At 42.4% G+C, this 20,041-nt stretch carries 14 protein-coding genes; 7 read left to right on the top strand and 7 right to left on the bottom strand.

What is annotated here, in order from left to right; genetic code table 11:
* Positions 1-26: 26 nt before the first annotated feature.
* Both BMX56_RS02090 and BMX56_RS02085 read right to left on the bottom strand, forming a co-directional pair.
* Positions 27-608 carry a Crp/Fnr family transcriptional regulator gene (locus tag BMX56_RS02090; RefSeq protein WP_090639848.1) on the bottom strand — a complete coding sequence of 194 codons (582 nt, stop codon included), beginning with the start codon at positions 606-608 and terminating at the stop codon, positions 27-29.
* A gap of 236 nt (positions 609-844) precedes the next feature.
* Entirely contained in the window at positions 845-1,735 is an 891-nt protein-coding gene (locus tag BMX56_RS02085; protein WP_090639838.1) for an AraC family transcriptional regulator, read from the bottom strand.
* A 361-nt stretch (positions 1,736-2,096) separates the two neighbouring features.
* Here BMX56_RS02085 and BMX56_RS02080 point away from each other — a divergent pair, with 361 nt between their 5' ends.
* From BMX56_RS02080 to BMX56_RS02050, 7 genes are all read left to right on the top strand, one after another.
* Positions 2,097-4,829, top strand: a complete 2,733-nt coding sequence (locus BMX56_RS02080) for a sugar-binding domain-containing protein (RefSeq protein WP_090639836.1) — start codon at positions 2,097-2,099, stop codon at positions 4,827-4,829.
* Positions 4,830-5,314: 485 nt separating this feature from the next.
* A complete protein-coding gene (locus BMX56_RS02075) occupies positions 5,315-5,884 on the top strand; it encodes an RNA polymerase sigma factor (RefSeq protein ID WP_090639833.1) in 570 nt (189 codons plus the stop codon).
* Between the two features lie 246 nt (positions 5,885-6,130).
* The gene (locus tag BMX56_RS02070; protein WP_177183685.1) at positions 6,131-7,276 is read left to right on the top strand and encodes a FecR family protein; all 1,146 of its coding nucleotides are present in this window, start codon (positions 6,131-6,133) and stop codon (positions 7,274-7,276) included.
* A 301-nt stretch (positions 7,277-7,577) separates the two neighbouring features.
* The gene (locus BMX56_RS02065; protein ID WP_177183684.1) at positions 7,578-10,868 is read left to right on the top strand and encodes a TonB-dependent receptor; all 3,291 of its coding nucleotides are present in this window, start codon (positions 7,578-7,580) and stop codon (positions 10,866-10,868) included.
* A 20-nt stretch (positions 10,869-10,888) separates the two neighbouring features.
* On the top strand, positions 10,889-12,340 hold the full coding sequence (locus tag BMX56_RS02060) for a RagB/SusD family nutrient uptake outer membrane protein (RefSeq protein ID WP_090639827.1): 1,452 nt from the start codon (positions 10,889-10,891) through the stop codon (positions 12,338-12,340).
* Between the two features lie 139 nt (positions 12,341-12,479).
* Positions 12,480-13,478 carry a glycoside hydrolase family 43 protein gene (locus BMX56_RS02055; protein WP_218152364.1) on the top strand — a complete coding sequence of 333 codons (999 nt, stop codon included), beginning with the start codon at positions 12,480-12,482 and terminating at the stop codon, positions 13,476-13,478.
* 161 nt (positions 13,479-13,639) lie between these two features.
* Positions 13,640-15,412 (top strand): alpha-L-fucosidase, encoded by a 1,773-nt coding sequence (locus tag BMX56_RS02050; protein ID WP_090639822.1) that lies wholly within the window; start codon positions 13,640-13,642, stop codon positions 15,410-15,412.
* 203 nt (positions 15,413-15,615) lie between these two features.
* Here the strand turns inward: BMX56_RS02050 and thiD are convergent, their stop codons facing one another.
* From thiD to BMX56_RS02025, 5 genes are read right to left on the bottom strand one after another with little or no spacing between them, the layout of a single operon-like run.
* Positions 15,616-16,449 (bottom strand): bifunctional hydroxymethylpyrimidine kinase/phosphomethylpyrimidine kinase, encoded by an 834-nt coding sequence (thiD, locus tag BMX56_RS02045; protein WP_090639819.1) that lies wholly within the window; start codon positions 16,447-16,449, stop codon positions 15,616-15,618.
* A gap of 1 nt (position 16,450) precedes the next feature.
* Positions 16,451-17,491 carry a HesA/MoeB/ThiF family protein gene (gene moeB / locus BMX56_RS02040; RefSeq protein WP_090639816.1) on the bottom strand — a complete coding sequence of 347 codons (1,041 nt, stop codon included), beginning with the start codon at positions 17,489-17,491 and terminating at the stop codon, positions 16,451-16,453.
* 2 nt (positions 17,492-17,493) lie between these two features.
* Entirely contained in the window at positions 17,494-18,609 is a 1,116-nt protein-coding gene (thiH, locus tag BMX56_RS02035) for a 2-iminoacetate synthase ThiH (RefSeq protein WP_090639813.1), read from the bottom strand.
* Positions 18,602-19,369, bottom strand: a complete 768-nt coding sequence (locus BMX56_RS02030; RefSeq protein WP_090639811.1) for a thiazole synthase — start codon at positions 19,367-19,369, stop codon at positions 18,602-18,604. The genes thiH and BMX56_RS02030 overlap by 8 nt, the downstream gene beginning before the upstream one ends.
* A gap of 11 nt (positions 19,370-19,380) precedes the next feature.
* On the bottom strand, positions 19,381-20,028 hold the full coding sequence (locus tag BMX56_RS02025) for a thiamine phosphate synthase (protein ID WP_090641612.1): 648 nt from the start codon (positions 20,026-20,028) through the stop codon (positions 19,381-19,383).
* Positions 20,029-20,041: the final 13 nt, after the last annotated feature.

The raw sequence follows: 20,041 nt of genomic DNA, 5'->3' as shown, positions 1-20,041 counted from the left end.
TGTAAAATCAAAAATTAAAACAGAAGTTATTTACTTGCTTGTTTTCTGATTCTGCTTAAAGTTTCTTTTGTTATGCCCAAAAAAGAGGCAATGAGGTGCTGGGGGAATCGTTGAATAAATTGAGGGTGATTAGCGGCAAATTCTTCATAGCGTTTTTCTGCTGTATTACTAATGGTAGAATTCAATCTTCGCTGAGAAACAATGAAACTTCTTTGGTCCATTAACCTTGTCATTTGTCCAAATGAAGGTACTTTTTCTATCAGATCCAACATGTCTGCCACTGTAGCAATGAGTAGTTCGGTATCTTCCCAGGCATCGATATTATATCTTGATGGTGTAAGCATGATAGCACTTTCACGGTCGCTTGCCCAATAATTTTCAATATATAACTGTACAATATGTTCCACACCTTTGTCATCTACGCTATATTGCCGCATAGCACCTTTTACAATAAAACCAACGTATTTACACACATTGCCTTCTTCCAAAAAGTATTGCTTTTTTCTGAGCTTTTTGGGGTGGAAAGCAGCTATAATTAACGCTTCTTCATCACTTGTAAGTGGCAATGTAGCGTATCGCCTGATGTAGTCTAAAAGCTTGCTGTGCATTGATTTTGATTATTAAACTAACCCAAGGCAAAGATATAAAGAATGTTATGTGTTAGTTTGCACGTATAAGGATACATTAACCTCATTAAGCGCATGGTTAGTTTGATTAAATACCAAAGCCAGCAAGTGTAGTTGTATAATTGCAATTATATCTAAAAATATATTTAACAAATTGTCTTGCGCATTTTTTTAAACTTAGGGCGCGTAATTACATATAGCCTCCCCGGAATATCGAATTATTTAGTTGAATATCTTGTTTCACGATATTCTTTAGGAGCATATCCCATTGTTTTGGTAAAAAGTCTCGAAAAATAAAATGGATCATCTATCCCAACTTTAAACGCAATTTCATTTATCCTCAGTTTGGTAAACTGTAAATACTGACAAGCTTTCTGAATTTTCAGATGATTAAAATATTCAATAGGCGGGAACCCCGTTTTTTTTCTGAAAATAGCTGAATAATGGCTATTAGACAAGTTAACCGATGCTGCCAGTTCGGAAAGCGTCAGTGACTTTTCAAGATTGTTCCGCATGAAAAATATAGATTTTTCAAGGATATCGGTGTTTTTTTCGGATAGCTTCGTATTGTATTTATCACTGTAAATAAATGAACTTAAAAATTGCAGCAACAACAAATTAATGTAAGTCAGATTCTCCATGCTGTAACCCTGTTCAAGATAGGTGTAAAGCTGTTCAAATAGCGCGATACGCTCCTGTACAAATTCAACACTGTATTTGTAGCTTTGCCCTTTTGAATAAAGCCATTTCACTAAAGCATCTGCCTGCTCGCCTTTAAAATGGCACCAATAAATTGTCCAGGGTGTTTTTTCATTCGTTTCATACGAATGAGCAATGCTGTGTGGAATGACAATAAAGTCACCCGGAACAATAGTATGCCTGACAGATTTGATTGTTGCTATTCCCGTTCCCTCCACACAATAAATAAGAATATTTTGTTCTGCCCCCTGGGTTCTTTTTCGAAAATGAAATTTCGCTTTGGGATAATAGCCGATATCGGTGATATATGAGCCTTTAATAATATCATTGGAGAGGCAGAACCTGTTTACAATCGACCTGGGAATACCAATGGCTTTTTGCCCGTCGAACCCGTCTTTCTTATAATTCATTTCAAATAATCCATTTCAAAATACAATTGCCTTCTACTATTTTTTGACGCAGATGCAACGTGTCGATTCGCAGGCAGATATACTTATCGGTAAACGTAAAAATTAGAAATTTGATTTGGAATCAATTTCAGTTTGATAATAATATAGTCCATATAAATCCTAATTGCGTCCATATTAATAAGCTGTTTTATTTCCGAAAATTACAAACCAATTTAATAACCGAAGAAACATTTATGTTTATACAACAAGCACAACCAAGAACCTGCAAAAATCAACCATCACCACAAATAAGCTTACATTAGAGGGGCGTTCGGTGACTACTTTAACAGGAGCCTATAAATAATAACCAGGCCGATTTTCGATGAAAAAAACATTAGTCTTATTTGCTGTACTATGTTGGGGTATGGTAGCATTTGCACAACACACGCAGATTTCAGTTTCTGGCACATGGGCCTTTAAACTGGATTCCCTTGATAAAGGGATACCTGAAAAATGGTATATTGAGAAATTGCCGGGAAAAATAATTCTACCAGGAACATTGGATGATGCCGGAGTCGGAAAACCGGTTCAGACAGATACGCTGAAACTTAACAAGCTGGTGATGATGCATTTGTCAAGGAAACATGAGTATACCGGCGCAGTGTGGTACCAACGTACAGTTTCGATCCCCCAAAACATGCAGTCGGCACGCCTGACGCTGGAACGTGTGATCTGGAAAACCGATTGCTGGATTGATGGACATCAGGCAGGCACCCAGGAAAGCCTTGTAACACCGCAGGTTTTCGATTTAGGTACGCTCAAGGCCGGTGTCCATCAGATTACTTTACGTGTGGATAACAGGAAACAACATGATATCAGCGTTAATAACTTTGCTCATGCATATACCGATGGCACACAAATCATATGGAACGGCGTAATCGGAAAAATGGAAATCGTCGACCAGCATCCTTTAGCCATCGATAATGTGCAGTTATTCCCAAGCCTAAAATCCGGCTCTGTTGAAGCAAATATCAATTTTGTACCCGGGGCGAGAGATAAAAAGTATTACGTCAGAGCAAGATTATTAAAAGGGCCGCACGTTGTTGAGGATACACAGAATATCACCGTTGCCGTTGATAGTTTATGGCATTCAAAGCTCATCATCAAAGTTAAGAATGCCCGGGGCTGGGATGAATTTAATCCCCGGCTTTATGGTCTAAAAATCGATGTTACCGACAGATCCGGCAAGGTTATCGACAGCAGAACCGAACGATTTGGCTTCCGTGATCTATCTTCTGCGAAAGGGCAGTTCCGCATTAACGGCAGGCAGCTGTTTCTGCGGGGAACATTGGAGTGTAACATATTTCCGCTGGAAGGCCACCCGCCGATGAACGAAACCGGATGGTTGAAGCTATTTAAAACCGCAAAGCAATATGGATTAAATCACATCCGGTTTCATTCCTGGTGTCCGCCGGAAGCAGCCTTTAAAGTGGCCGATTCTCTTGGATTTTACCTGCATGTTGAACTACCCTTATGGAGCCTCACGGTTGGCAAAGATCCCGGAACGTTATTGTACCTTAAGGATGAAGCCTCCCGGATCATACAGAACTATGGAAATCACCCCTCGTTTTGTTTCTGGAGCATGGGCAATGAACTTGAAGGCGATTTTAACTGGCTTCAGGGTTTAGTAAGGGAACTGAAAGCTAAGGATAGCAGGCGTCTTTATACCACTACTACTTTTAGCTTTCAAAAAGGACACGGTAAATACCCGGAGCCGGCAGACGATTATTTTATTACTCAATATACGGATAAAGGCTGGGTACGGGGGCAGGGAATTTTCAATACGAACATCCCCGACTTTAAAACCGATTATAGCACCGCAATGAAAAATATCCCGGTACCACTCGTAATTCATGAAGTTGGCCAATATTCTGTTTATCCTGATCTGAATGAGATTCATAAATATAAAGGTGTGCTGGAACCTATGAATTTTAAAGCTATCCGGCATGATCTCCGCAATAAAGGAATGCTTGATCTGGCGGGTCCTTATCTAAAGGCCAGTGGCAACTTAGCAGCAAACCTTTATAAAGAAGAAATTGAGCGGGCCTTAAAAACCTCGGGCGTGGGTGGTTTTCAGTTACTCGACCTTCATGATTTTCCAGGGCAGGGAACTGCGCTTGTAGGTTTGCTAAATGCTTTCTGGGATAGTAAAGGCATTATAACACCACGAGAGTTCCGCCGGTTTTGCGGGCCTGTGGTTCCGTTGCTTAGGTTCGACAAAGCCACTTACACCAATGACGAGGCATTTTCAGCTTCGGTCGAACTGGCGAATTTTTCTGATAAAACTATGACAGATCAACTTACCTGGTGCATAACCGGTGAAGACAGAAAAGTCCTGTTTAGTGGAAAATTGAATAAAAAATCAATCCCGGTTGGTAACGGACAGCAGATCGGTACATTCAGCGTCAATCTTAATTCGATATCCAAGGCGATGCAGCTGGATATCACCTTAAGCCTCGCCCATTCCCCTATCAGCAATCACTGGAAGATATGGGTTTATCCTGCTGTGTTACCGAAACCGCCAAAAAACGTCATCTTCACAACATCAGCAGACAGTGCTTTAAGTTGGTTAAAAGCAGGGGCAAATGTTGTCCTGAACCCAGATACTGCAGTAATAAAAGGTGTTAATGGCCGCTTTGCACCGGTTTTTTGGAGTCCTGTCCATTTTCCGGATCAGCCTGGAAGTATGGGACTGTTGATCAGCCCAACCCACCCCGCCCTTGCCGATTTCCCTACAGCTTATTATAGTGACTGGCAGTGGTGGGATTTGGTAACCAGTTCAAAAACGATGATTACTGATATACTTCCCTTTCAAACCCATCCGATTGTGCGCGTAATAGATAATTTTTTTAAGAACAGGAATATGGCCGATCTATTGGAATTCAAAGTAAACGGTGGTAAACTTATCATATGCTCTATGGATATACATCATAATTTAACTGCGAGGCCGGTAGCGCGACAACTTAGGTATAGTTTGATGAAATATGCTGGTAGTAAAAATTTTGCGCCAAAAGAAAACCTTAGCAGTACGGATCTAATAAAATTCTTTAAATAGTGCTCCAAGCCTATTAATGCGGTTACTCCCACATAACTTGCATGCCCGTTGTACAACCCCAGGCGTTCAGTATCCCATCGCGGAACGCCACCAACTAAATGCAGATCAGCGTGATTTTATTGATCTTTTACTTTTCATGTTGTTGTAAAATGGACGATCTTAAATCTGCTCAAGCTGACGGCTCTGAACGTTTAGGTTAATAATCTATATATTTTGCCCAACCCCTGCTTTCTCCTGAATTATGCACGGGCTTACATCTTTACAATGAGAGCATAAAACAGCGATAAACATTATTTTGTGTAAGCGTTACAAATGTCGACAAAAGGCCAAAATATAAATTGCTGTCGAAGAAACCAGATAGGTTAACCTCTTATTTATTATACTAAAAGTTACTATGTGCAAAATAGTATAACATTCACGTTACAATTGCATAGCTTTACTATTAATTTAAAAAACCAATTAAAACCCTAATTTAAAGAAGCCAAATGTCCGGATATGATGGATATACTGATAAAGAATTGCTCTTTTTAGTTAGAAAAAGCGACAGAACGGCCTTTACTGAACTGTATGACAGGCATTGGAATAGTGTATATTCTCAGGCATTTAGAAAGCTAAACGATGCTGATGTTGCAAAAGACATTACCCAGGAAGTGTTTATCTATCTATGGACTCATCGGGAAACGAATCTTATAGAAAATCTTGAAGCTTATTTGTTTAGCTGTGTTCGTAATAATATATTCAGGTTGCTGAAAAAAGAGAGCCGGTTTATTTGCATTTCCGATTTAATCCTGGAGGCAAGGGCATGTTGTTCCGAAGCTGATGCACTGATATTACAAAAAGAATTGGTCAAATCCTACGAATCGCTGATTAAATCTATGGCACCGGCGCAGAAATTAATATATGAAATGCGCTTTCACGAAGATTTATCTACGCTTGAAATTGCCCAGCAACTCAATATTTCCAGAAAGACTGTACAAAATCAACTGACAAGAGCTTTAACCCTGCTCAGAAGTTCCCTGGCATCTATTGCCATTCTGATTATTTCGCATCGTTAATACCTAAATTTTCGTTTTTTTGACGACCCTGATACGGCGACGTGAGTTTTCCCTATATGACACTAAAAAAGTTCTTTTATCGAATTTTTAATGTCATATGCGAATAATTGACGCCCTGCTTCAGTATACAAAAGCCTTATAACCAGCCCGGCAAGAATAAATCGCACCTGCGATAAAAAATATTTTTTTTCCGTGTGGGATTTTTCTCACTTAATGTCTCATGTGTATACCAATATCAATAAACCAATGACAAAAGAGCTGTTTTTAGTAATTCTTACTAACTATCTTGACGGCATTGCCACCAAAGAAGAAGAGGACTTCCTGCACGCCTATTACAACTTTTTTATGGCCGATGTGGATGTAATTGCTTTATTGGATGAAAAGCAAAAAGACCGGTTAAAATCATCGATGAAATTGAACATTGATGATTATATAGATTCAGAAGCAAAACCGGTTAAAAAAATAAATATCTGGCCACGAATTGCTGTAGCTGCATCCATCATTTTAGCACTATCTTTTGGGAGCTATATACTGTTGCATAAGCCGCCCCCTCAGCAAATAGCACATATTCAGCACAATGACATTGCGCCAATAGGTTATAAAGCAACACTTACCCTTTCCGGGGGCCGGCAGATAGTACTTGACTCGAAACATAATGGTCAGCTGGCCCAACAAAAAAACATGGTAATTAGCCAGGCCACTAACGGAATTATTACTTACTCCGCAAACCAACAAAATAGCCCGGGCGATAATTCCCCCGTTTACAACACAATGACCACCGGTGGGGGCCAATATTCGCTCCAGTTATCTGATGGCACCAGGGTATGGCTAAATTCCGCTTCTTCCATAACTTATCCGGTTGCATTCACCGGCAAGAATAGGGAAGTAAAAATTACAGGCGAAGTGTATTTTGAAGTCGCCCATAATAAAGCTAAGCCGTTTTCTGTGATTACCCATGGCCAAACCGTCCAGGTGTTAGGCACGCACTTTAATATCAATGCATACGATGATGAAGCGCAAATGAAAACCACACTATTGGAGGGAAGTATCAAAATAAGTAAGGCCGATCAGGCTGCTATGCTTACACCAGGACAGCAAGCCCAAATCGGGTTTGAATCAAATACCATTAAAATAAACAGTGGTGCAGACGTAGAACAAGCCATTGCCTGGAAAAATGGATTATTTAGTTATGATCAGACCGACCTGAGAGAAGTTATGAGGCAGCTGGCGAGGGCATACGAAGTAAAAATTGAATATGAAGGAAAAATTCCAACGCGAACCTTTACCGGGAAAATCCATCGGAACATCAGCGTTTCGGAGGCGCTTGACATTTTAAAATTCACCAGAATCAACTTCAGGCTGGAGGGTAAGAAAATTATTGTTACCCCATAAAGGCCGCCTGTAAGAAGCTACTACCTGATAAACCAATTAATAAACCAATTTATCTCATAAACATGAAAGAAATTTTACAAGAATGATCAATCAAGGGGGTTAAAAAAATAAGCCGGAAAGTGTTGGTCCACCGTCCGGCAAGTTTGAGTTAACCCTTTCTATCCGCCGGATAGCGGAAAGATAAAAACCAGTTAGAGTCTTATTTTTCACGTATTAACCCAAACATTACAAAAGTATGAAATTAAATACTTTAAAACGTGGTGTGCCGTCCCTATGGCTGCCACATAAATTGCTATTGATTATGAAACTAACAATGTTCATCCTCATCATAGCCCTTGCACAGGTAAGTGCAAAAGGATTCGGACAGAAAATTACCCTGAATGAAAAAAACACTTCAGTCAAAAAAGTTTTACATGATATTGAACAACAAAGTGGCTATACTTTTTTTTATGACAGTAAGGATTTGCCTAATACACCAATAACGGTTCAGTTAAAGGAGGCAACGGTAGAAGATGCCGTGAAGGCGAGCTTAAAGAACCTGCCTTTAACCTATAAATTTGTTAAAAACAATATTGTATTAACCAGGAAAGAGATTTTACAGGATAATCAACCCAAAACGGATATTTTAATAAAAATAGATGTTTCGGGAAAGGTTGTAGATTCATTAGGCAGGCCGTTGAGTGGCGCTACAGTTACCAATAAAAACGCTAATACCCACACAGGAGCTAATGCAAATGGCGAATTTGCAATAACGGCGAATGAAGGGGATAAAATAGAGATTGCATTTATCGGATATCAATCTTATACATTCGTTGCAAAGGCTAAAGAACCATTTGTGAGCATTACCCTGCATGAAATCCTGGGCAAGCTTAACGAGGTAGTCGTTGTTGGCTATGGCACCCAGAGGAAGTCTGATGTAACAGGTTCTTTATCCAGCCTCTCATCCAAAGATTTTAAAGATCAACCGGTTACCCGTATCGATCAGGCCTTACAAGGCAGGGTTGCCGGGGTGCAGGTGGTTAACAACTCTGGTGCGCCCGGTGGCGATGTTAAGATCAGGGTGCGGGGTTCCAATTCTATACTTGGGGACAACAATCCGCTTTACGTTATCGACGGTTTTATAGGCGGTGATTTTAACAACCTGAATCCCGACGACATTGCTAATATTGAAGTTTTGAAAGATGCGTCAAGCACGGCAATTTATGGCAGCAGGGGTGCAAACGGAGTTGTTTTGATAACCACTAAAAAAGGAAACGCACAAAAACAGGAAATAACCCTTACCCCTGTTTTTTATTCATCAAAAGTTATTAAAAAAATGGATTTGATGAATGCGGCTGACTTTGCTACCACAGTAAACGCCCGAAATGCAGCCCTTAATATATCTCCTTTCTTTACCCAGGCACAAATAGATAATTTTAAAATCACCGGCGGAACTAATTGGCAGGATTTGGTTTTCAGGAATGCTCCCGGCCAGGAATATAAGTTAGGTTATTCGGGCGGCAACGCCAAAACACAATTCTTTATTTCGGGCGATTACCTCAACCAGGATGGTATTGTTATTAATTCAAACTTTAAGCGGTATGCCCTCAGATCCAACATTAACACACAATTTTCTGATAAATTAAGTACCCGGCTTAATATCTCGGCCATAAGAAGAGAAACACTGAACACGGGTAACCAGGGTACAGGCGGCTCGGTTAACCAGGCTTTGGCATGGGCGCCAACCACGCCTGTAAGGACTGCTGCCGGAACATATACCATCGTAGATCCGCTCGGTTCTATTCGCAGTAACCCTGTAGCTTTAGCTAATGACGCTGAAAACATTGTAGACAACTCCAATATAACTTTAAACGGGGGCGCAAATTACCGTTTTTTCAAAGACCTTTCATTGGACGTTAGCTTTGGTGTAGATTATCAGAATATTCAAGGAAAAAACTATTCAGGACCAAGTATCACCAATAATATTCCAAACGCCAGCCGCACATCTACAGAATTAATTAATTTACAAAATACCAATACATTAAACTATTCGCACCTGTTCAATAACGTGCATAGCCTAAATGTAACCGCGGTATTTGAGCAGCAGAAATATACATCAACAGGGTTTAGCGCAAATGCTAACAACCTTACATTTGCTAACCTGGGCTACGATAACCTTGCTTTATCCACTACACAATCGGCCGGGTCGGCCTATTCTGGGTCGGCTTTAATCTCTTATTTGGGCCGGGTAAACTATGCATTTAAAGACAAGTACCTGCTGACGGTTTCGGTTAGGAGAGACGGTTCTTCAAAATTTCAACCCGCCAACCAGGAAAGCACATTCCCATCAATAGCTTTGGGCTGGAAACTCTCCGAAGAGTCTTTTATCAAAAAAATGGACCTTTTTGATACATTCAAAATCAGGGGCAGTTGGGGCTTAACAGGAAGCCAGGCTATTAATCCTTATGCCACGCTTTCAACTTACCTCAGCGATGCCTTTTCGGCGGCCAACAGTTTCAACAACACTTCGGTTTCTTCGGGAATAGTACTTGGTAACGCAGCCAATCCCTTCCTGAAATGGGAGACCACGCAGGCAGAAGATGTGGGCTTAGATCTGTCATTGTTTAACAACAGGTTAAATTTTACAGCTGATGCCTATGTTAAAAATACCAGGGATTTACTTTTATCCCTTCCGTTGCCTGCTTATGCAGGAGGTGGAAACATCATTAGTAACGTAGGAAAAATGAAAAACAGCGGGCTCGAATTCAACATTGGCGGCACACCCGTACAATCGGGTAAGTTTACCTGGTCCAGCTCGTTTAACATAACGTTTCAAAAAAACCTTGTTAAAAGCTTAGGTACAATAGCCAGTGTATTTTCAGACAAAAGCGTACCAAACGCGGGAGCAGGCCTATCTACCCAACCTGAATTTATTATTAAACCTGGTTATGCACTTGGGTCATACTGGGGGCTGAAATATTTGGGAACCTGGAAACCAAATGAAGCTACCGAAGCTGCAAAATATGGCAACAAGCCAGGGGATTCACACTACCAGGATTTAAACGGCGACAATGCCATAAACGGTAGTGATTTTCAGATTATAGGGAACGGCACGCCTAAACAATCGCTCGGCTGGAACAATACTTTTACTTATGGTGATTTCTCGGTAAATGTATTTGTACAGTCGTTATTGGGCTTTAGTAAACTTGATTACTCTTACGCCAGTTCTATAACCGCTAATGCAGATGCCAAGCAAGCTACTAATGTAGGCGTTTTAAACAGGTACCAGCCGGGTATCAATGAAACTTCAAATATACCGGCATTCAGTTCTACCAATAAAGACTATTTTGAATCGAGCCGTTTTCTTGAAAATGGAAATTTTGTGCGGCTGAAGAACCTGAACATTTCTTATCACCTGCCAAAAGGTACCATCAAAAATGTCGACTTGAAGCTATTTATAGGTGCAACTAACCTATTTACCATAACCAAATATAAAGGATTTGATCCGGAGTCAACCAACGCGGGTTCGGGCTCGGATGTTACCCAAAGCATTGATTTTGGTTCTTATCCTAATTCCAAGACATTTAACGTAGGCGCGGTATTGAAGTTTTAAACTTATTGAAAAGATAAATTATGAAAAAGATTTTAATTATAGTAATGATCCTATCGGTGGTGGGCTGTAAAAAAGCGCTGAAAGAAGATCCCAGAGGTCAGGTAGTAGGTACACAGGCATTAAGTACGGTAGCCGGTTTAAATGCAGCATTGGTAGGCGCTTATAAACCATTATCAACCACCTGGATAAATGGATTTACTACGGCAGCAGTAGTTGCCGTGCTAATGGGATCCGATGACCTCACTACTCACCCGGCCAGCAACAAGGCCGACCTGAGGGAATTTGATCAATATCATGTTTCCAATCTTAACGGCAGGATGCTCAATATCTGGAACGGATGCTACAAATCAATACAAGGCTCCAATAACATCATCAACAATTATAAATCAACCACGGGCGATGCTGCCGCTATCAATCAAATCCTGGGCGAAGCTTATTATCTGCGTGCGCTTGATTATTACTGGCTTGTTAGGTTATGGGGAAAAATTCCGCTGATCACTTCAGAAGTTTACAGCCCCGAGGTTTTAAAAGTTGGAACCTCGGCCCCGGCAGAAATATATAAACTGATTGAAAGCGATTTGCTGAATGCCGAAAAACTGATGCAAAATAAAAAACTGGATGCAGGCAGGGCCTCAAAAGGCGCCGCGTCGGCGTTGCTTGCAGACGTTTACCTTACAGAGGGTGGCTGGCCTGTTAATGATAATTCAAAATATGCATTGGCTGCTGCTAAAGCGAAAGAAGTAATTGATAACAAGGCGGCCTACAGTTTTGATCTGGTAGCCGATCTGGGCACATTATGGCAGAATACCCGGTTAGGGACAACAACATCAGAAGAGGTTTTTGCCATTCATAATTGTGGTACCTGCAACTGGTTTAACTCAAATGCGCTTTATGGTTCGTCTGCAATGCCTGGCGAAGAAAACGGCTGGGATGATTATTTTGCAGAAATCAAATTTTTCAATGATTTTCCGGCCGGTCCCAGAAAGGATGCCACTTTTCACACAGTTATTAAAAAGTCTGATGGTACAACTATACCATGGCAGAGCGATGCAGTAAAACACCCTTATTATGAGAAGTTCAGGGCTCCTGTTGAGGGCAGTACCGACGGCTCAAGTGCAACTGTCCAAATGATGCGGTATGCACATGTTTTACTGATATATGCCGAGGCGCAAGCCAGGAGCGGTGCTGCTAATGACCAGGCTTACGCAAGTATTAACGCGGTACGTGCCCGCGCTGGTTTAGCTCCTTTGAGTGGTTTATCAAGTACAGATTTTGTAAAAGCGGTAATTAACGAAAGGGCCTGGGAATTTGCCGGTGAATATACCCGGTGGTTTGATATAACGCGTTTGCAGCTGTTAACCCAGGTTATTGCTAACCGAGATCCCTCAGAAAACTCGCCGATTGGAACACCACAATACTATTTGCCCATCCCGGCCGGCGACCTTCAGTTGAATCCGAACTTAGGAAATTAACAAGAAATATCGGCTAAGACACCGGTTGTATACAGTGACCCGAATGATAATAATAAAAAGTTAAACAATTTTGACTGGGAATTGCCAAATTGGCGATTCCCAGTCATTTTATATACTGCAAACATCAGCCTAAATGAAAATGAAACACTTCTTACTTATCACATTATTAATAGCTATAAAAAGTTTAGCCTTTGCCAATACGAACAAACCCATTGCCGATACACCTGCACATGGCAGCATAATACTTGATGCCGATGGCCAACCCATCAATGCCCATGGCCCTGGTGTAATGTATCATCAAGGTGTCTATTATCTTTTTGGTGAAATAAAAAATGGGAAAACCTGGCTTGTTCCCGGCCAGAATTGGGAGGATTACCGCGTTCCGGCTGGAGGGATATCCTGCTATTCATCTACCGATCTGAAGCACTGGAAATACAGGGGCATAGCCTTGAAACCGGTAGTGAATGACCCAGGCAATGACCTGGATACCGGCAGGGTGATAGAAAGGCCCAAAGTGATCTATAATGAACATACAAAGAAATTTGTGATGTGGATGCATATAGATAAGAACGACTACAACTATTCGCGGGGAGGTGTTGCCATAAGTGATAGCCCGGTTGGGCCATACCAATACCTGGGCAGTACAAAGCCCAATGACCAAATGTTAAGAGACATGACCTTATACAAAGATGATGACGGTAAAGCTTACCTGATCTACTCATCCGAAGATAACAATACGATGCATGTTTGCCTGTTGAGCGATGATTATTTAAAGCCAACAACAACGTATGTAAGAATATTTGAGAATAAAAGGAGGGAAAGCCCTGCTATTTTTAAAAATAATGGGGAATACTACTTAATTACTTCAGGCTGTTCGGGCTGGTCGCCAAATGCGGCGTCTTATGCGGTCGCTGATAACATTATGGGGCCATGGATAGAACAAGGCAATCCATGTAAAGGACCAAATGCAGAAATGACCTTTTTTTCGCAGGGAGCATTTGTGCTGCCGGTAATAAGTAAGCCGGGAAAATTCATTTTCATGGGAGATGTGTGGAATAAAACCGATTTAGAAAAGTCTGCCTATTTGTGGCTGCCCTTAAGTATAAGCAATGGAGAGATAGAGATTAAAGAACCTTAACCTGTTGTGACTGGATTTAGGACAAACGTTTCGAAAATAAAAACTGATTTCTCAAACGGCAGGGATGGTTTAATCGGAAACACGTTGATGCAAGTTATAAGTAACTTTAAAAATCAACCCACCCAAAGTCAATTTAAAAAAACAATAATCAGTAATTAATCATGAGCAGAATTTTAGGGGTTATTTTTTTTATAACAGCAGCATCATTCAATCTAAGTGCCCAAAACATTAATGAGAAGATAAAAGCTACGTCAAAAACGCAGCTTCCACCGTTTCCAGCCGTTCCGGCGCGTTTACCTATTGATAGTGTATCTATGGGCGATTGGGAATCTTTTCCTGAAATAAAATTGGATATTCCTATTACTGATGGCCCCTTTAAGCCAACGTGGGAATCGATAGAAAAGAATTATCCAGGTGAGCCCGCATGGCTTCGTGAGGCAAAATTTGGCATATGGGTACACTTTGGGCCACAAGCTGTAGGCGAGAGCGGCGATTGGTATGCACGCAAACTTTACACACCTGGCACAAAAGCCTATAATAATCATCTCAGGAAATATGGCCACCCATCCAAAACCGGATACAAAGAGGTACTTCGTGATTGGAATCCTACCAAACTTGACCCCAGCAAATTAACTAAAATATATAAAGATGCAGGCGCCCGGTTCCTGATGATTCAGGGTGTGCATCATGACAATTATGATATGTGGAACTCGCGTTATCAGCCGTGGAATTCTGTTAATATCGGCCCCAGGCGTGATTTAATTGGCGAATGGGCTAAAGCTTGCCGGACAAATGGAATGCATTATGGCGTCACCTTCCATCACGAATATACATGGTGGTGGTGGCAAACAGCATTTGGCAGCGACACCGTTGGCGACAAAAAAGGCATACCTTACGATGGCAACCTTACATTAGCAGATGGGAAGGGGAAATGGTGGGAAGGGTATGATCCACGTTTACTTTATGGAATTGACTTGCGCGAATACAAAGGCGTTGCTCAGGAAGCAGCCTCGCGATGGAACCCTGCGCCCGCGGGCATTTTTAGCAATCATTTGGATTATGCAAAATGGTATGCCACACGATGGGCATTAAGGATGATGGATGTAGTAGAGCATTACGACCCCGATTTCATTTATACAGACGGCACCGTTCAGGGGCCATTTACCGGTAACGGAACCGGCACAGGATTAAAAGCCGATGCCATGCAAACGGTTATTGCCGATTATTACAACCGTACGCTTAAAACTCGTGGGGAGGTAAATGCGTTCAGTATTGTAAAATTCCGAAAAAAAACTAATGGCACTGTAAATACCGAGGAATCTGGAATTCCGGCGGATATAAAAACAGATCAGCCCTGGATAGCCGAAGTGCCGGTGGGCGACTGGTTTTATGAGCCTGGTTTCACCTATGATTCGGGTATGATGATACGTTATATTATAGAAGCCATAGCCCGCGACGGTAATGCCGCGGTGTGCATCTCGATTTTGCCGGACGGATCGCTGGATGAAGGCAGCCAAAAAATGTTAAGAGAAGTGGGGATCTGGATGCGCCGTAACAGCGAGGCGGTTTACGGCAGCCATGCCTGGGCCATGCCTGGCGAAGGAGAAAAAGTGAATGGCAAGTTGAAAATGCTTCCCCCCGGCGCATTGACACGCAGACAGGCCGAATTCAAATTCGGTCCTCAGGACTTTCGTTTTACCTTGGGCAAAAATGGAGCGTTGTATGCTTTTTGCATGACTGTGCCTGTATCCGGGACACAGCTGACGATAAAATCATTGGGTACAGATTCAAAATATCTTAACCGGCAGGTTAAATCAGTAACGCTCTTGGGTAACAACGGCAAGCTACAATGGAAACAGGCAGGTGATGGCCTGTCCATCACCTGCCCGCCAGACATGCCGTTCGCTACATCCGTTGTGTTCAAGATTGATTAAGGAGTAATAGCTATTATCCCGGACTTAACTAAGCACATAATATTGTGGAGAAATGGATAGAACAAGGTAATTCGGGCATGGAGAGCTTAACTCAAAAGGTGACCTTTTTGCGCAAAGAGCGTTTGTATTACCGGTAACTGAAACCGTCCCATTGGGAAGCCTATGGAACAAATTCCACCCGGGGGCTTAACCGCCAGGCGGTTTCACTCCATTAAATGTTTAACTAATTTTTGGGGATGAAAAAAGTGGTTCAACGGCCCCTGACCCTCTCCCGTTTTAACATCCTTGCCCTGCTCTATTGCTTGCTGAATATATTTTTTACTGTTCGATATTGAAATACCCAGATCATTACCTAATGCGATAAAAGATGCAATTGCAGATGACAGGCTGCATCCTGTTCCATGTGTATTAACTGTATCAACGGCTGTTGACTTGAAAACACATTCATTATCAGCTTTATCCAAGTAAACATCAAACAGATCAGGCCCCTTCAGATGTCCTCCTTTGATCAGTACAGCATTACACCCATATCGCATGATTTGCACTGCCGCCTCTTTCATATCGCCGGTGGTTTTGATCTCCATTCCGGTAAGGATAGCCGCTTCATCTAAATTGGGGGTAATTAATTTGGCTATCGGAAACAAGTATTGTTTTAAAGTTTCTACAATATTGTTGGCTATCAAAAGGTCGCCACTGGTAGCTACCATAACCGGGTCAAAAATAACCGGGACATTTGGATAATCACTTAAGGCTTCGGCAATGCCAATAGCCAATTCGGCACTGTGCAGCATCCCTATCTTAATAGCAGATGGTTTAAGATCATCCATCACCGCTTTAATTTGTGCCTTAACAAAATCAACCGGTATAGGGTGAATACCGCTAACTCCTAAGGTATTTTGTACGGTAAGCGCGGTTATGGCCGTGGTTCCAAAACACCCCAGGGCACTTATGGTTTTTAAATCGGCTTGTATGCCTGCTCCGCCCCCACTGTCTGATCCAGCTATGCTGAGTACTACCGGGTATTTATATTTGATCATATTAAATCACCCCGTTTTTTAAACTATACATTTCACCTTTGTACAAAGGCTTTAATAATTGCATGGCCATTTTACTCCGCTGTCCGGTCTGACAACAGAATATCAATTTTTTATCCAATGGCAATTGTTCGGCACGATCTTTCAATTCATGTAAAGGAATGTTGATACCACCGATATTATAGTCTTCAAACTCCCAGGTTTCGCGCACATCAATTAGCTGGATATCGTCGGGGCATTCGGTTAACAACCTTGTCAACTCGTTCATCGTTAGTTCGTGGTACATAGCCGCCGTGGCGGTGTTTTTAGTGTGAACTTGTTTTTGTTGTTTCCTGATTTTAAAAATATTGGTTGAGTTATCAAGCGCATTAATGGTCATTAATTTACCCGACAGTGTTTTGCCTATACCGCAAATAATCTTGATAGCTTCGGTAGCCATATAGGTGCCTATGATGCCTGGTAAAACACCCAATACACCTATGTCGGCACAATTGGGCACTTCGTCGGCTGGTGGCGCTTCGGGAAAAACATCCCTGTAATCAGGTCCATCCTGATAATTGAACACAGATACATGGCCCTCAAACTTAAATATAGAGCCAAATACCAGCGGCTTGTTTAAGGCCACGCAGGTATCATTCACCAAATAACGTGTCCCGAAATTATCCGAGCCGTCGATCACCAGGTCGTACCCCCTGCAAATATCTTCTGCGTTGCCCGGTGTAAAGCGTACCGGGTAAGCCGTAATAAAAGTATGCGGATTGAGTAATCCGAGCTTTTCTTTAGCAAGCACCGCCTTTAGACCGCCAACATCGTTCACGCCATATAAGATTTGCCGGTGCAGGTTGCTGATATCTACGGTGTCGTCATCTACAATGCCTATTTCGCCAACGCCAGCAGCAGCCAGGTATTGCAACACGGGGCAGCCCAAGCCGCCGGCACCTATAATCAGCACTTTAGCGGTCTTTAGTTTTTCCTGCCCGGTTATTCCTATTTCAGGTAAAATGATCTGCCTGCTGTACCGTTTAAGTTCTTCGCCTTTTAACATACTTATTGCGCTAAACTGTTATCCCAATCTTTCCAAACCGGTTCGTAACCTTGCGATCTGATGACCCGGGCAATTTGCTCCGGACTGCGTTCGTCGCTGATCTCAAACTGTTCCAGCGATTCAGGTTCAACCGCGTACCCTCCGGGATTGGTTTTTGACCCCGCACTAATGTTGGTAATACCTAACTTGATGACATGGTTGCGAAAGTTTTCTGACTCCCGTGTAGACATCGATAGTTCCACCTCGCTATTAAATATCCGGTAGGCACATATCAGTTGCACCAGTTCGCGGTCGCTCATTTCTACTTTGGGTTCTAAGCCGCCGCTAAAAGGCCTCAAACGAGGGAAAGAGAGGCTATATTTGGTTTGCCAGTATTTTTTCTCCAGATAATTGAGGTGTAGTGCCGTAAAAAAGCAGTCGGTGCGCCAGTCTTCCAGGCCTATCAATACACCCAATCCCATTTTATGGATATTGGCCTGGCCCAGGCGATCGGGCGTTTCCAACCGGTAATCAAAATTCGATTTTTTGCCTTTTGGGTGATGTTTTCTATAGTCTTCGCGGTGATAGGTCTCCTGGTAAACCAGCACCGTGTTTAGTCCATAAGGAGTTAACTGTTGATAGTCTCCCAGGTCGAGTGGTTGAACCTCCATTGATATATGAGAGAAATGTGGGCGGATCAGGTCGAGTACCTTTTTAAAATAGTCTACATGTACGTTTTCATTATCTTCCCCTGTAACCAACAGCACATGGTCATAACCCATGGCCTTAATAATGCCAACTTCCTGCATAATCTCCATCGGCGAAAGTGTTTTGCGCTTTACCTTATTATCATAGCTGAAACCACAGTAGGTACAAATATTTTTGCACTCGTTTGAAAGGTAAAGCGGCAGGTACATTTGTATTACTTTACCAAAACGCTTCAGCGTTAATTGCTGGCTGATAGCGGCCATTTGCTCCAGGTAGGGCGCCGCCGCAGGAGATACCAGGGCTTTAAAATCTTCCAGGGTCCTGTTTTCAACAGATAAGGCCCACTCTACATCAGCACTTGTTTTAGCGTAGATACTGGCTTTGGTTTCGTCCCAGTTGTAGGTTTCGAAAATATCTTTAAAGCTATTCATCTAAAAACGAAGTTAGTGGGCTGCTTCCAGCAGCGTAAGGTAAAGGCAGTGCCAATTTGGCTTCATACGCCATGCGGCCGGCAATTACAGCCATTTTAAATGCTTCTGCCATTTGTACGGGATTGCCTGATACTGCTATGGCTGTATTCACCAATACGGCATCGGCACCTATTTCCATCGCCCAGGCTGCATCGGATGGTGAGCCGATACCCGCATCCACAATTACGGGCACATTGCTCTGGCTAATGATGATCTCTAAGAAATCTATCGTTTTCAGGCCTTTATTGCTGCCTATTGGCGAGCCTAAGGGCATTACTGCCGAGGTACCAGCATCTTCCAATCGCTTGCATAGCACCGGGTCGGCATGAATATATGGTAAAACAATAAATCCCAATTTAGCCAGTTCTTCAGTTGCTTTTAAGGTTTCAATGGGATCGGGCATCAGATATTTAGGATCGGGATGGATTTCCAGTTTGATCCAGTTGGTTTCCAATGCCTCTCTTGCCAGTTGAGCAGCAAAAACGGCTTCCCTGGCATTACGCACTCCCGATGTATTGGGTAAAAGATTAATATGCGGGTATTTGAGGCGGATCAGCAGATCATCCTGATCATTGTTTTTGATATCAACGCGTTTTAAGGCAACCGTTACGAGTTCTGAGCCAGAAGCAAGCAGGGCATCTTCCATCAAAATGGAGGAACTAAACTTACCGGTACCAGTAAACAAACGGGAGTTAAAGATTTTATCGGCTATTTTTAACATGATCTTTTAGATTAAATAAGTTCATTTATTGACGGGGTATTCAATCGCTGATAACTATACTTGACTATAGCTGTACGGTCAGCCGCCCTGGTAATAGCGCCGGATATGGCCACACCATACAGCCCGGCATCCATAAGCGAAGCAATATCTTCGGGTAATACACCGCCAATGCCTATAATCGGCACCGACATATTTGCAGCACGCATTTGTTTCATGATATCCTTTAGTCCCTCCAAACCTAAAATGGGGCTAAGCTTTGCTTTAGTTGTTGTGAAACGGTAAGGGCCGCAACCGATATAATCAACGCCTTCGGCCACCCTTTGCCGGATATGCTGAAAGGTATTAGCCGTTCCGCCGATGATCATTTGCTGACCGACGATACGCCTGGCCTGCGCAACAGACATATCCTGCAAGCCCAAATGAACACCATAAGCTCCTGCTTTCAGCGCGATTTCCGGATGGTCGTTAACAATCAGTTTCGCACCATGCTGGCTGCATAATTTATTGGCTTCGATGGCATATTCCAGGATCACCCCGGCGGGCTCATCTTTAACCCGGAGTTGCACCCATTTGCAGCCGGCCTCTAATGCCTGCCCGATAGCGGTCAGGTGCGATCCGTTTTCGGGTTGTTGGGAGATATAATGTAGTTTATCGATCATTGCATTCGTATTC

The sequence above is a fragment of the Mucilaginibacter sp. OK283 genome (assembly GCF_900110415.1).
In the GTDB taxonomy this organism is placed as follows: Bacteria; Bacteroidota; Bacteroidia; order Sphingobacteriales; family Sphingobacteriaceae; genus Mucilaginibacter.
The sequence above is the reverse complement of the archived record's forward strand: the minus strand, read 5'-3'. Positions and strand labels throughout refer to the sequence as shown.